Consider the following 14,249-nt stretch of genomic DNA (forward strand, 5'->3'; position numbering starts at 1 on the left):
ACCCTAAATGAACTACATTAAACGGAATGAGAGTGGTGACATTGTGGCGGTGTCTCAGGAGGAGCTGCCAGGGTTTGTTGAGTCGACTGAGTCTGATGACGGGGAGATTATGGCCTTTAGTGCCACGCTTGCAGGGCAGGATCATGTTGAACTTAGCCGGTCAGATTTAGACTTTGTTCGTGTATTGGATGATGTGATTGAGCTGTTGATGGCGAAGAATGTGATTCAGTTTACGGAGCTGCCTGATGCGTCGCAGGCGAAGATGTTACTGCGTCGTCGCTTGCGTGATGGGTTGGACAATCGGTTGGATATATTGCCTGAAGATGAAAACCTGTTCTTAAAATGATTCGCGTTTTGCGTTTTATAATAAGAATGTAGTCATCATTCAATTGACTAAAAAACCACCTCAGCTTAGTTGCTTTGGTGGTTTTTTGCTTCTGGGCCTGCGCCTGCATCTAGGCCGAGTTCCTTGAGGTTATGCCACTCTTCAGGTGTTTGTACCATTGTAGCAATAGCGGTTAAGCCGATTGAGTGAACCACTAGGCACAGTGCACGCAGTAGGGTCTGGTTTTGCGGGTTTTGGTCGATATCACGAATCATAGAGGCGTCTATTTTTACGTAGTCTAACCCCAGGTCATGCAGTGCACTGATGCGTTCGATGTCCTGTCCGGCGTGTTTAATTCCCACTCGCACACCCATCGGTTTCAGTGTGTTGATAAGCTCTTTAAAAGCGGAGATACGTTGGTGAGCTCCTCGTTCTGGTATCTCTATAGATAGGCGGCTTGCTGCTTTGGGTGACTTTTTAAGTGTCTGGGCTAACCACTCCTTGAACAGGCTGTCATCGATCGATGCAGGGGTCAGGTTGACCGCCAACGCGTGATCACTGTTTTCAAGTGTTTCGATTGCTTGCACTATCAGTGCTTTATCAAATTCAGTTGTTCGCTTAATGCGCTGTAACCAAGGGATAAACTCGGCTGCTTGTATTAAAGTCCCTTGGTAAGTTAAACGAGCGGCGGTCTCGTTGTGCACGAGCTTGCCATCCATCGCGACAACTGGGAACTGTGCTAAGCCAAAGGCTTTCGTATAGAAAGCATCTTTCAGTAACGCACTCCAATGATCTAGGGAGTTATTGGCAGCATCACCGTATTGTCCCGTCCCCTCTACAATCAACGGTTCTGGTAGAGATGCGGTTTGTGCCTCTTGCAGCTTGGCATCAAGATTGGTCATCAGCTCACCCAGCGTATTGTTAGGTGAATATTGGGCAGCGCTTGTGGGAATCAGATTTAAACTACTTACCCCGAATTTATGTGTTGCGTCTTTAAGTTGTTGCAGCAGCTCAGTGGCCAAAGGGCGAGGGCTCTCGATACCCGTTGCTAAGAGTGCAAAGTCGGATCCATTGAGTCGGCCTGCTGCCCAGTCGTTGCTCTTAGAGACATAAGCATTGAGTACTGCACCGATTGTGGATAGAAGTTTATCAGCCTCTATGCGGCCTAGGTCGCGGTTGATCTCTTGTAGGTTGGTAATGCGCAATAGAATAAGAACACCACTTGATGACTCATCATCATGGCTTAATGCAGCCGATAATTTACCCATAAACGGTTCTCGGTTGAGTACCTTGGTGACTCTGTCCACTTGTGCATTTTTACGCCACTGCTCTAAACGATCCGTCTCTTGCTTTAGCATCTCTTGAATGCGACCAGACAGACTGTTCATTGAGGAGACAACCGATTTGAACTCCAGTGTTTTAGGCTCAGGAGTAGTGATGAATCGGCGTTCGCTAATCGCTTTGGCTTGATTTACCACACTGGTCAGTGGTTGTGTAACGACGCGCAGTAATAGGCTGCCCAGTATTCCCGCCACAGCAGCGGCAATAACAAAGTAACCCATTAAACGTTTGGTGCTTGACCAGAGTTCAGCGTAAGCAAAGCGGTTGTGGCTCTCTAGAGTGAGTGTACCTACTTGGGTCCACCCATCTTGAATAGCAGCGACACCGGGTTTTGCATTGATAGGGAACAGTTCAGTAAACCAGTTTGGTGCTTCTGTTACTGGGGCGTGATCAGTCCGCTCTAGTAGGGTAGTGCCGTCTGCGCCAGTGAGTTTAATCTCTTTGTAAAAGCCGGTATCAAACTGTGCTGCTAGCGTTAGTTCAAGCATCACGGGATCGGCTTGCGAACGACTCAACGACAGTGCTAGAGCATTAACGTTATCTGAGTTTTTGATAGTGAGCTGCTTCTCTAAATAGTTTTTTGCAGACAAACTGCTGACAACGAAACTGCCACCAAAGGCGATCGCCATAAGCAAGATGATGCCAATCCATAACTGTTTAACTAGTGACATAGCAAAGCTCCATATTGGTCACGTGAGGGCACTACTGTATTCCCTCGTTTTGCATTCGTTCGATGAGATCGCTCCAGCGTGATAATTTGGCTGCTGGATCATTTGAAGCGGCGGTTGTCGCACCACCGACCCAGATACCTGCAGAGTTAAAGCTAAAGACAGGTGTGAGGTCAGGGCGGTTCTTAGCCGCTTTAATATCAGGTATCAGGTTATCTAAAATCAGTGGTGCCGAAGTGGGCTGTTCATAGTAGCTCAAGACCATGTGTGCCTGACTCAGTGTGCTGTTCACGCCGCCGATTTTGGCTTTGACGTAAAACAGTCTCAGATGCTCCATAGGCATTCCGGCTAATAAAAGGGTGATGTATTTCGCGATGGTAAAGTCTTCGCAATCACCCTTTAAAACCCCCATGGTCTCTAATGGGGTTGCCCAATAGTCGCTCTCTTTCCAGTTGTAGATGTCATCTACAAACAACACCCTTTTGTTAAAAAAGTCGTTAACGGCTTTGAGTTTAGCCTCATTAGCTAGCGGCGCTATTTCATTAATGAGGCTCTGCCAGTCATTCACGGTCGCCACGGCTTTATCGCCGTAGCGCTCAAGCGCTATGTCTTGAATACGAACATAATCGGTCGTCGCGACCGCTGTGGTCAGTGTTAATGCAAACAGCACGCCTGTTGATCGAGTAAGCGACCTACCTATCCAGTTCGTTTGGAAAGTTGGGCGTGTGAGGGTCATAAACCTTGGCCTGTTTCTCTTTTTATAAAAAAATTGTGTTTTTCGAAAAGTTGGCCTGCAAATTGCAAAACATTGACTACACTTTCCTTATGGAAATATAGACGCTGTATGACATTTATACCAACTCAGCAGCGTTATTAATTAAATTTAAAGGATGAAGTTAATGCGTCGAATAGTAGCCCTATCAGTTCTGTTTGGTTCTTCAGCACTCAGTGTGCAAGCGACTGAAACCAGCATCTTTGACAAAGCGATCAGTGAAGCGCTGTTGAATAACCCAAGTGTGAATGCCGCTTGGTACAACTTTGAATCTGCTGAGCATGAGCAGCGTTCTGCAGAGGGTGGGTACTATCCAAGTATCGATCTAGACATGGATGCCGGAACACGTTGGTCTAAAAGCCCCGGCACTGATATGGACGATTACCACCACTCAACAGCAACGCTTACGCTGACACAGATGATCTATGACGGAAACGAGACCCGCAATCAGGTGGCTCGTTTAGGCCACGAACGCCGCGCTCGTTTCTTTGAGTTCAAGTACGCAACTGAACAAGCTGCTTTTCAGGCGGTGAATGCTTATGCGGATGTGGCTCGTGAACAAAAGCTCGTTGCGCTCACCAAAGAGAACTACATTGAACACCGTAAAATTTACGATCAGATCCTAGAGCGAGTAGAGCAGGGGGTTGGTCGGGGTGTTGACCTAGAACAGGCCAATGGCCGATTGGCTCTGGCGGAAACAAACCTGCTGACAGAGGTGGCTAATTTGCACGATGTGTCGGCACGTTACCAACGCATCACTAACATGCAGCCAGAAGATGACCTTGCGGACATTAGCTTGAATGTTGAGATGATCGGTGAAGATGCAGCCAGCGTCCTTAAAACCGCCTATCAAGAACATCCATTTTTAATGGCCAGTACTGAATCACTAATGGCGGCACAAGCTGACAAGCGAATTCGAGAGGCGGCCAATAAACCAAAGTTAGATCTGCGTTTGCGTGATCAGTATGAGCAAAATCGTTCTGGTAACTCAGGCGACTACCACGATATGGCGGTAGAGCTTGTGCTTAGCTTTAACTTATACAACGGTGGTGCTGATGCGGCCGCTATTCGTCAGTACGAACAAGCAGCAGCCAGTGTCGAGACTGAACGCCTTGGAGCCTGTTACGACATTCGTCAGGAGGCGATGGTGGCCTTTAATGCGATTAACAATTTGCAGAGCCAAATAAGCTTGCTAGAGCAAAACGTCTTGGCTATCAGTAAAGCGCGTGTCGCCTATCGCGGGCAGTTTGATATTGGTCAGCGTACCTTGCTCGATCTTCTCGATACTGAGAATGAGTACTTCGAAACGCGTCGAGCATTAGTTAATGCACAGAGCGACCTGACGATTGCTAAGGCAAGAACACTTTCTGCAATGGGTTTGCTGGTAAGATCGTTTGATGACCGATCTTTTTTACGTGTTGCAGATGATGTTCAGGCGCCGTCCAATGAGGGTTATAGCCTTTGCCCTGAACAGCCTTCACGACAATATTCGATCGATCGTGAAGCGCTTCTAACGGAGGTTATGAGTGGCCAATAGCTTTAAAAAGTGAAGAGGCTCTTTTATCACTAAAAATGCAGAAAAGCAGCCCAAGGGCTGCTTTTGATTGGTAAAAGAGGTTAGGTTAACGCGGCTATCCTAGCCTCTAGGATGCGATTGAAAACGCTTAAAGTTCGCCTTTGATGACAATGTCATCTTTCGATACTGACGCTATGTCTCGATGCCCCATAAATGCCATGGTCAGTTCAGCCTCTTCATGGAAGATCTCTAACATGCGGGTTACGCCGGCTTTGCCCATTGCACCCAAGCCATAGACCATAGGACGGCCGACAAGCACGCCTTTAGCCCCCAATGCGCGGGCACGAATAACGTCTTGGCCAGAGCGAATACCACCATCCATCCACACCTCGATTTGATCACCTACAGCATCGACTATTTCAGGCAGTACAGAGATGGATGAGCGAGCACCGTCTAGTTGGCGCCCACCGTGGTTAGAGACAACGATGGCATCAGCTCCCAGTTTTACACACTCACGCGCATCGTCTGCTTCCATGATGCCTTTAATGATCAACGGTCCATCCCACAGTTCACGGAAGAACTTGAGATCATCCCAAGAGAGATTAGGGTCAAAAGAGCCCGCGGTCCATTTCATTAGATCGTTCATATCATCAACACCTGTGGCACAGCCTTGGATGTTGCCAAACTCACGGTTCTTAGTACCCAGCATGCCAAATGCCCAGCTTGGACGACGTGAAATATCTAAAATGTTAGGGATAGTCAGGCGGGGAGGTGCGGTCATACCGTTGCGGTGGTCTGCGTGGCGCTTACCTATCATCTGCAGATCCAGTGTAACAACCAGAGCGGAGCAGCCTGCAGCTTTGGCACGTTCGATCAGCTTCTTAGTGAATTCACGATCTTTCTGAACGTAGAGCTGGAACCAGAAAGGTTTGGTGGTTGCTTCGGCTACCTTCTCAATGGAACAGATACTCATGGTAGACAGAGTAAAAGGAACGCCAAAGGCCTCTGCAGCTTGCGCTGCTTTGATCTCACCATCGGCGTGTTGCATACCCAAAAGACCAACAGGTGCCATGGCTACCGGCATGGTGACGTCCTGTCCTACCATTTGAGTCGCTAAGGTCCGGGGTGCAAGATCGCGCGCCACGCGCTGACGAAACAGAATCTTGTTAAAGTCAGAGTCATTCATTGCCAGCGTCTGTTGCGTCCATGATCCAGACTCACAGTAGCCTTGGAACATTTTAGGGACACGTTTGTGGTAAAGACGACGTAGGTCAGATAGTTCGCAAATGATACTCATTGATGGGCTCCTTAACTTTTTTTGCACTCTATCCTGTTGCAGCGTACTCTTGCAGAAAATAAACACCACTTGTCAGACCAGTTATGTCGATCACTTCTTCTCTGTTATCGCTATTGATGGATACCACTCGAGCAGGCGAAACCCTTCCGTCTGAGTCAAGGTTGGCCGCTCACTTTTCAGTATCACGAAGTGCGATCAGGGAGGCTATGTCAGAGTTGCTTGCCGCCGGTCTGCTCATTAAACAGCAGGGACGTCTTACTCGTCTGGTTAACCCCTTAGAGAGTGTGGTTCTTAATTTACCGGTGAAAGCGGAGCCGACATTGAATGACGTTAGGGATGTGCTTGAGTTAAGAGCTTTTATTGAATCTGTGGCCGCTGGATGTTGTGCTGAAAACGCTTCGAAAAAGCAGATTGCAATCATTCGATCTGAGTTCGAGAAGATGCAGCTGCGGAGTCAAAAGAACACGACATTGATTCGTGCAAAAGCGGATCTTCAGTTTCATATGCTGATCGCTAAATACAGCCACAACCTCGTAGTCGCTAGTTTAAGCGAGCTCTTCTACAACCGTTATTTTTCTTCTATTTACAAGGCCTTAGATCTAACACTTAAACGATATGGGCGATATCCTGAGAGGATTAATCCACAGCATCAGCAGATATTCTCGGCTCTTGAACAAGGGGATCGGTTAGCCGCGCAGGAGGCGGCAAGAGAGCATGTGCTTTACACACGCTCTTTGTTAGCGTTCGCCCGTCAATAGACAATTCTTTTATTCCATACTGTTAAGCTTTCTTGTGAACTTTATGAACAAAATGCTGTTTATAGAATTAATAATCCTTATCGCCACAAGCTTTTTCTTAAGAGTGGATTTTTTTAAATTCCCGTTAACTGTTCATCAAACTGCGATGTCAGTGTTCATAACAAGGAGAAGAAAATGAAACTAGCAAAAATTAAATTTCTAGCAGCAGGCGTTGCAATGAGCGTTGCCTCTTCTGCAATGGCGGCTGAGTGTATTGCACCTGCTAACCCAGGCGGTGGTTGGGACTTCACTTGTCGTCAAATCGGCAAAATCATGCATGACATCGGTGCCGTTAAAGATCCCGTTCAAGTCACTAACATGGCCGGTGCAGGCGGTGGTCTAGCGTACGCGCACGTGGTTAACGAGCGTAACGACGACGGTGATCTTATTGTTGCTGCTTCAACAGCTACTGCAACGCGTCTAGCTCAAAACGCTTACTCAGGTATGACGTCTGATCAGGTTCGTTTCCTAGGTGCTATCGGTGCTGACCCTGGCGTTATCGTGGTTGCTAAAGACTCGCCATACCAGACTCTGAATGAGCTTCTTGATGATGTTATTGCGAACCCAGGTAAGCACGCATTTGCCGGTGGATCAGCTGCAGGCGGTTACGATCACCTTAAAGTCCTAATGGCATTGAAACGTAAAGGCTTCACGGATATCCGTAAGGTTAAGTACATTGCTGTTGATGGTGACGCTGATGCGATCACTCAGACAGTTGGTGGCTTTACGTCAGCAATGACAGGTGACATCTCAGGTGTTGTAAGCTTCATCAAAAACGGCGACGTTCGCGTACTGGCTTCATTCACTGACGAGCGTATCGAAATTCCAGGTCTAGATGCTGTGATTCCAACGGCTAAAGAGCAGGGTATCGATGTTGTCGCGGTTAACTGGCGTGGTCTGTACACTCCAAAAGGTGCGTCTGAAGCTTCTTACAAGCAGTGGTCTGATGCGCTAGCTCAGGTTGCAGCCTCTAAAGAGTGGGCGGACGCTATGGAAGCAAACGGTCTTGTTAAGTTCACGAAAGTGGGCCCAGACTTCCAGAACTACCTAAACGGTGTGATGCAGGAAGTACAAGATATGTCTAAAGAGCTTGGTGTAATCAAGTAATGACAGATCGCATAACGGGGTTGATCGTCGTTGTGCTGGCGCTCGCGTATTTCGCGGGCGCCACTCAACTGCAAGAGCCTTTTTTCTCTGATCCTCTCGGCCCAAAAGCCTTCCCGATGATGATTGCGTCGGTAGCGGTAATCTGTGGTCTTGTGATGATCATGAAACCGGATCAAGAGCCAGAGTGGCCAGGTTTAACAACCTTTATGCACATTGGCTTTGCAGTTGTAGCGCTGGTTTTCTATGCCTACACACTTAAACCGCTGGGTTTCTTAGTTTCAACCGCGATAGCCGGTACCGCTGTATCCTATCTGATTGAAGCTAGAGCAAAAAATGCTGTGGTGACTGGAGTGCTTTTCTCAGGAGCGCTGTTCCTGATCTTTAAGTTCATCTTCGGTTTAAGTCTTTTCGCGCTACCGCGCTGGTTGATGGGGTAGGGTATGGATATCTTTGCAAATTTGGCCATTGGTTTTGATGTGGCGCTCTCGCCATTTACCCTGGCCCTTGCTATAGCAGGCTGTATCCTTGGAACGATGATCGGCTCTCTGCCGGGTCTAGGTCCATCGAACGGTGTTGCGATACTAATTCCTTTAACATTCTCATTTGGTCTAGATGCAACTCAGGCACTGGTGTTAATGACGAGTGTTTACTACGGCGCCATGTACGGCGGTCGTATCTCTTCGATTCTTCTGAATATCCCGGGTGATGAGCCGGCTATGATGACCTGTCTTGATGGGTATCCAATGGCCAAAGCAGGTCGCGCCGGAGATGCGTTGGTACTCTCAGGTGTCGCTTCGTTTGTCGGTGCACTGTTGGCGACCATTGGTTTAATGCTGCTTGCGCCGTTGTTGGCTCGTGTGGCTTACCAGTTCGGCCCGGCCGAGTACTTTGCGCTCTACATGCTGGCCTTTGCCACCTTAGGTGGTATCGGTTCTAACAACCAGGCTAAGGCAGCATTAGCCGTCTGTATCGGTCTGGGAATCGCGACTATTGGTGTGGATGCTTCAACGGGTATGACTCGCTTTACCGGCGATAACATGCACCTGTTTGATGGTATCGACTTCTTGGTAGCCATCGTTGGTCTTTTTGCGGTCTCTGAAGTACTGGTGTTTATTGAGTCACACGGTAAAGACTCTGCCATAGGCGTGAAACTAGAGAAAGTACGTATTCCTTGGGCTGACATTGCTCGCACTAAATGGACCATGCTAAAGGCAACAGTGATCGGCTTTATTGCAGGTCTATTGCCGGGTGCAGGTGCTTCCTTGGGTAGTTTCTTGGCGTATATGCAAGAGAAGTCATCGGTACGTGACAACTCGCAGTTCGGTAAAGGTGATCCACGTGGTATCGCTGCACCAGAGGCCGGTAACAATGCGGCGGCAGGGGGTGCGTTAGTACCTATGTTGACGCTAGGTGTTCCGGGTTCAGGTACAACAGCCGTTCTGCTAGCACTGTTGATGACGTTGAATATCACCCCAGGTCCCACGTTGTTTAACGATCGACCTGAGGTGGTTTGGGGTTTGATCGCCTCACTACTGATTGCCAACGTTGTACTGTTGGTGCTTAACGTCCCAATGGTGAAGATGTTCAGCCGAGTGCTACAGGTATCCCCTGCGATTCTGCTGCCAGGTGTGACCCTGGTTGCCTTTGTCGGTATCTACTCACTGACCGGTAGCTACTTCGATCTACTATTGATGATTGGCTTTGGTGTGCTGGGTTACCTGCTTCGCAAGATGGACATTCCTTCAGTACCGGTGATTCTGGGTATCCTGTTGGGTGGTCACATGGAAGTGAACCTGCGCCGTGCGATGGTGCTTTCTGATGGTGACTGGACCTATCTGTTCAGCAGTAACATCTCAGTCGGTCTATGGATTGCTGCTGTTCTTGGCTTCCTAGCGCCGTTCATCTTCCGTGGCAAATTGAAACCACCTACGCAGAGTAGCTAACCACGACAGGTTGGTAGATGCTCTAATAAAAAACGCTGATAAGACTCAGCGTTTTTTTGTTTATAGCCCTTTGTAGCGCCGTTCAGGTCGGCCGACCGTGCCATAGTTAATATCGGCATTGAGTCGCTCTTGTCCCACTAGATATTCCAAATAGCGTCTCGCGGTGGTGCGGCTAGAGCCAATGCGCTCGCCTACCTGTTCTGCACTTAAAGAGTCATGACTCTCCCTGAACACCGCAACGATTTTATCCAGTGTAATCTGGTCGATCCCCTTGGGTAGAGCTTCAAGTTTAAGGCTGCTGTTTTTGCTCTCTCTGTGACGCGAGAGCAGTTGATCAACATCTTGCTGAGACAGCTCGTTAGCTTGATTGGTAAGGGTGGTTTTATGTGATCTGTACTGGTTTAAGGCGCCAGAGAGTCGATCAAAAACTAAGGGTTTCAGAACATAGTCAAACACACCCAGGCGCAGAGCCTCGGATAGGCTATCGACCTCTTTAGCGGCTGTAATCATGATGACGTCGGTTTGTGAGTCCCCTGAACGCAGGGTTTTAAGAAGATCTAAACCGCTTCCGTCAGGGAAGTGGATGTCTAACAGCACAAGATCCGGCTGGAAAACGTCGAGCATATCTTGTGCGTCTCGGGTTGAGTGGCTAATGCCTATGACGTCAAAGCCATCGATGCGCTCCACAAAACGTCGTTGAATTTCAGCAATCTGTGGATCATCTTCAGCGATCAGTATTTTCAATGTATCAGACATCCTTGCCACTCCTTGGTAGATAGAGGGTAAAACGGCTTCCGCCTGAGTGTGAGGCCTCAACAGTAATGTGGCCACCTAGGGCCTCTATGGTCTCTTGCACTAAAAATAGTCCTATGCCGCGACCTTCGCCTTTGCTGCTGACGCCTGAGGTAAATAGGTTGTTGATCTTGTTGGGATCAATACCCTCACCGTCATCTTCGACCTCAATAATGATATCCGAGCCCATATCGGTCATTGATAGACGTACCTCTTCGGAGTGGGCCGAAAGTGAGGCATCAAAAGCGTTATCAATGAGGTTGCCGATTAACGTCACCATCTGCTGTGATTCAATATGAGACGGAAGTTGGTGAAGCTGTGAACCCTCATCAATCTCAAGTGTCAGCCCTAGTTCATTCGCGCGATTGAATTTTCCGAGTATACAGCCTGCTACGACCGGATCTGCCACCGACTCTTTTAGCCAGGTTAAGAGCTCCTGGTGCTCCTTAGTCTCCTGCCCAATAAGATCGAGCGCTTCCTGCTTGGCATCTAAGCTGATAAGACCTGCAATGGTGTGCAGTTTATTGGCGTATTCATGTGCTTGTGAACGAAGTGCTTCAGCATACTGGCGAATGCGGGTTAGCTTTCGGCTCACCTCCGTCAACTCATCTTTCGGGCGGAAGCTGGCAACCACACCCACCACCTGGTCCTCTTTAACGATGGGTAATCGGTTAATGATCAGCTGTCGGCCGTTGACGAGAGTCTCTCGGTCGTACTCGGCTTCACCGGTCTCAAGCAGCATGGGCATTCTTGAATCGGGAAGCACCTCACTGAGTGGGCGTCCTGAAACATCTTGATCATCAATCCCCAGTGTTCTCAAGGCTGCTCGGTTAAAGGTGGTGATTTCACCTTTTGAGTTAATGGAGATGATCCCTTCTCGAACCGACTCTAGCGTGGCGTTTCGCTCTAGGAATAGGGCAGCGATCTCGTGAGGTTCAAGGTCAAAAATGGCAGACCTAAAACGGCGTGCAATCCACATGGCCAACATAATCGATACCAAGAGTAGGGCAAAGGTGCCTACGATGACGGTGCCTTGATAGTTAAAGATGGTCTGGTCGATGGTTTTGGTTAAATAACCGACCGAAACCACGCCGACGATCTTACCCTGATCATCCAGCACCGGTGTCTTGCCTCGGATTGACTCCCCAAGGCTGCCAACGGCTTTAGAGATGTAGCTCTCACCGAGTTCCAGTGCGCGATAGTTATCACCACCCACCATCGGTTTTCCGATGCGTTCTGGTTTTGGGTGAACGAGACGTATGCCGTCAATGTCGCCAATAGAGATGAAACTGGCGTCGGTTGCTAATCTGAGGTCCGCTACAATGGCTTGGACAGCGTCACTATCACTTCGACTGACAGCGTCGCGAATAGAGGGGGTTTGAGAGATCATTGACGAGAGCTGCAGGGCGCGTTGACCGATCTGATCTTCGAGTGAATCCGCTAGATATCTTAGGGTGAAAATTCCCAACACAATCGCCTGCGTCAGGATCAATAGACTGACCAGTAGTGTTAAGCGGGTGCTGATTTTAAGGCGAGGTGCTTTCATCCCTGTGCTCTTATCATTTTTGTTGTCGCAATGATGCCACGATGCTTGATAAAAATCAGTCACTTCGTGGCTAACCATTGGGTTTTAAGCCGGATCAGGGTGGAGACTGGTTGGTTAGATCTGTATAATACTGCCCTTCAATTGAAACGCGCTTCGACTGAGTCGTTCGCACATAACTTACGTGGCCTGTCGTATGGGTCACCACTGAGCACTAGGATCTATAAATGCCTGTTATTACTCTTCCTGATTCAAGTAAACGTGAATTCGATCAGCCACTGTCTGTCTTTGATCTGGCGTCTGATATCGGCCCAGGTCTAGCGAAAGCTACCCTTGCTGGTCGAGTGAATGGTGAATTGGTTGATACCTCTTTTGTCATCGAGGCGGATGCAGACGTCTCTCTTATCACGGCGCGCGATGAAGAGGGTGTCGATATCATTCGTCACTCAACTGCGCACTTGATGGCGATGGCCGTTCAAGATCTTTTTCCTGGTGCTCAAGTGACGATTGGTCCAACGATCGATGACGGTTTCTACTACGATTTTGCTTATGAGCGTCCATTTACGCCAGAAGATCTAGAGAAGATCGAAAAGCGCATGGCGGAACTGGCTAAGTCGAATCTTCCTGTTGAGCGCTCAGTTATGAGCCGTCCTGACGCAGTGAAAATGTTTGAAGCGATGGGCGAGAAGTACAAGGTTGAGATCATTGAATCGATTCCTGGTGAAGAGGATCTCTCGTTCTACAAGCAGGGTGATTTCATCGATCTATGTCGTGGCCCACACGTGCCTAATACGGGCCACCTAAAAGTTTTCAAACTGATGAAAGTGGCTGGCGCTTACTGGCGCGGTGACGTTAAAAACGAGCAGCTAACTCGTATCTACGGCACAGCTTGGGGTGACAAGAAAGACCTTAAAGCCTACTTGCACCGCCTTGAAGAGGCAGAGAAGCGTGACCACCGTAAACTCGGTAAGCAGTTGAATCTGTTCCATCTTCAGGAAGAAGCACCAGGTATGGTGTTTTGGCATCCGAATGGCTGGACTCTTTGGCAGGCAGTGGAACAGTACATGCGTGAACAGCAGCGCAAACGTGGCTACCAAGAGATCAAGACACCGCAGGTGGTTGAACGTACTCTGTGGGAAAAATCAGGTCACTGGGATAAGTTCCAAGAGCAGATGTTCACGACCCACTCTGAGAGCCGTGACTTTGCCGTTAAGCCGATGAACTGCCCATGTCACATTCAAGTATTCAACCAGGGATTGCGTTCATACCGTGACCTACCTTTGCGTATGGCTGAATTTGGCTCGTGTCACCGCAATGAGCCATCTGGTGCACTGCACGGTATCATGCGTGTTCGTGGCTTCGTTCAAGATGATGGTCACACTTTCTGTGCTGAGGACTCTATTCAATCTGAGGTGGCTGAATTCATCGACTTCCTTCATGAGGTCTACACTGATTTTGGATTCAGCGACATTATCTACAAGCTCTCTACTCGCCCTGAGCAGCGCGTAGGTTCTGATGAAGTATGGGATAAAGCCGAAAAGGCGTTGGCTGACGCATTGGATGCAGCGGGTCTGGATTGGGAAGAGCTTCCTGGTGAAGGTGCCTTCTACGGTCCTAAGATTGAATTCTCACTACGTGACTGTCTGGGTCGTGTTTGGCAGTGTGGAACGATTCAGGTCGACTTCTCGATGCCGGGTCGACTCGATGCTCAGTTTGTTAACGAGAAGGGCGATCGTGAAACACCGGTTATGTTGCACCGTGCGATTCTAGGTTCGTTTGAGCGATTTATCGGTATTTTGATTGAGCACTACGCGGGGGCGCTGCCGACTTGGTTGTCTCCAGTGCAGGTTGCCGTCATGAATATCACCGATAAACAGTCAGATTTTGTCAATGAAGTGGTGTCTAAGCTGCAAAATAGCGGCATTAGAGCAATTTCGGACTTGAGAAATGAGAAGATCGGCTTTAAAATCCGCGAGCGCACTCTACAGAAAATCCCTTATCTTCTAGTAATCGGCGATAAAGAAGTTGAATCTGGCAGCGTTGCTGTACGCACACGCACAGGTGAAGATATGGGTGTATTTAGTGTTGAAGACTTTGCTAACTTGTTGATTCAAGAGAATAATCGCAAAGGTCGCAGCGAATAAAAAC

Annotated in this window: 12 protein-coding genes; 7 read left to right on the top strand and 5 right to left on the bottom strand. The window is 48.6% G+C overall.

The window, feature by feature from the left end; genetic code table 11:
• Positions 1-7 precede the first annotated feature (7 nt).
• The gene (locus tag XMM312_RS09825) at positions 8-346 is read left to right on the top strand and encodes a hypothetical protein (RefSeq protein ID WP_173489156.1); all 339 of its coding nucleotides are present in this window, start codon (positions 8-10) and stop codon (positions 344-346) included.
• A gap of 65 nt (positions 347-411) precedes the next feature.
• On the opposite strand, the gene XMM312_RS09830 is transcribed toward XMM312_RS09825, so the two are convergent.
• On the bottom strand, positions 412-2,337 hold the full coding sequence (locus XMM312_RS09830; RefSeq protein ID WP_173489157.1) for an EAL domain-containing protein: 1,926 nt from the start codon (positions 2,335-2,337) through the stop codon (positions 412-414).
• Positions 2,338-2,368: 31 nt separating this feature from the next.
• Positions 2,369-3,070, bottom strand: a complete 702-nt coding sequence (locus XMM312_RS09835) for a transglutaminase-like cysteine peptidase (RefSeq protein WP_173489158.1) — start codon at positions 3,068-3,070, stop codon at positions 2,369-2,371.
• A 163-nt stretch (positions 3,071-3,233) separates the two neighbouring features.
• On the opposite strand from XMM312_RS09835, the gene XMM312_RS09840 reads away from it, so the two are divergent.
• Positions 3,234-4,643 carry a TolC family outer membrane protein gene (locus tag XMM312_RS09840; RefSeq protein WP_173489159.1) on the top strand — a complete coding sequence of 470 codons (1,410 nt, stop codon included), beginning with the start codon at positions 3,234-3,236 and terminating at the stop codon, positions 4,641-4,643.
• A 127-nt stretch (positions 4,644-4,770) separates the two neighbouring features.
• On the opposite strand, the gene XMM312_RS09845 is transcribed toward XMM312_RS09840, so the two are convergent.
• The gene (locus XMM312_RS09845) at positions 4,771-5,919 is read right to left on the bottom strand and encodes an alpha-hydroxy acid oxidase (protein ID WP_173489160.1); all 1,149 of its coding nucleotides are present in this window, start codon (positions 5,917-5,919) and stop codon (positions 4,771-4,773) included.
• An 83-nt stretch (positions 5,920-6,002) separates the two neighbouring features.
• Between XMM312_RS09845 and XMM312_RS09850 the strand changes: the two genes are divergently transcribed.
• The 4 genes from XMM312_RS09850 (at position 6,003) to XMM312_RS09865 (ending at position 9,766) form a co-directional block, all read left to right on the top strand.
• Positions 6,003-6,677 (top strand): FadR/GntR family transcriptional regulator, encoded by a 675-nt coding sequence (locus tag XMM312_RS09850; protein WP_173483497.1) that lies wholly within the window; start codon positions 6,003-6,005, stop codon positions 6,675-6,677.
• Positions 6,678-6,851: 174 nt separating this feature from the next.
• Positions 6,852-7,823: a tripartite tricarboxylate transporter substrate binding protein gene (locus XMM312_RS09855; protein WP_217363566.1), complete on the top strand. Its 972-nt coding sequence runs from the start codon at positions 6,852-6,854 to the stop codon at positions 7,821-7,823.
• Positions 7,823-8,260: a tripartite tricarboxylate transporter TctB family protein gene (locus XMM312_RS09860; protein WP_173482061.1), complete on the top strand. Its 438-nt coding sequence runs from the start codon at positions 7,823-7,825 to the stop codon at positions 8,258-8,260. The genes XMM312_RS09855 and XMM312_RS09860 overlap by 1 nt, the downstream gene beginning before the upstream one ends.
• Before the next feature lie 3 nt (positions 8,261-8,263).
• Positions 8,264-9,766: a tripartite tricarboxylate transporter permease gene (locus XMM312_RS09865; protein WP_173482060.1), complete on the top strand. Its 1,503-nt coding sequence runs from the start codon at positions 8,264-8,266 to the stop codon at positions 9,764-9,766.
• Positions 9,767-9,826: 60 nt separating this feature from the next.
• Here the strand turns inward: XMM312_RS09865 and XMM312_RS09870 are convergent, their stop codons facing one another.
• The gene (locus tag XMM312_RS09870; protein WP_173482059.1) at positions 9,827-10,522 is read right to left on the bottom strand and encodes a response regulator; all 696 of its coding nucleotides are present in this window, start codon (positions 10,520-10,522) and stop codon (positions 9,827-9,829) included.
• Positions 10,515-12,104, bottom strand: coding sequence for a sensor histidine kinase (locus XMM312_RS09875; RefSeq protein WP_173483498.1), 1,590 nt, complete (start codon positions 12,102-12,104; stop codon positions 10,515-10,517). Before XMM312_RS09875 ends, XMM312_RS09870 begins: the two co-directional genes overlap by 8 nt.
• Before the next feature lie 224 nt (positions 12,105-12,328).
• Between XMM312_RS09875 and thrS the strand changes: the two genes are divergently transcribed.
• On the top strand, positions 12,329-14,245 hold the full coding sequence (gene thrS, locus XMM312_RS09880) for a threonine--tRNA ligase (protein WP_173483499.1): 1,917 nt from the start codon (positions 12,329-12,331) through the stop codon (positions 14,243-14,245).
• Positions 14,246-14,249 lie beyond the last annotated feature (4 nt).

Origin of the sequence: Marinobacterium sp. xm-m-312 (assembly GCF_013283295.1) — a bacterium.
In the GTDB taxonomy this organism is placed as follows: domain Bacteria; phylum Pseudomonadota; class Gammaproteobacteria; order Pseudomonadales; family Balneatricaceae; genus Marinobacterium_E.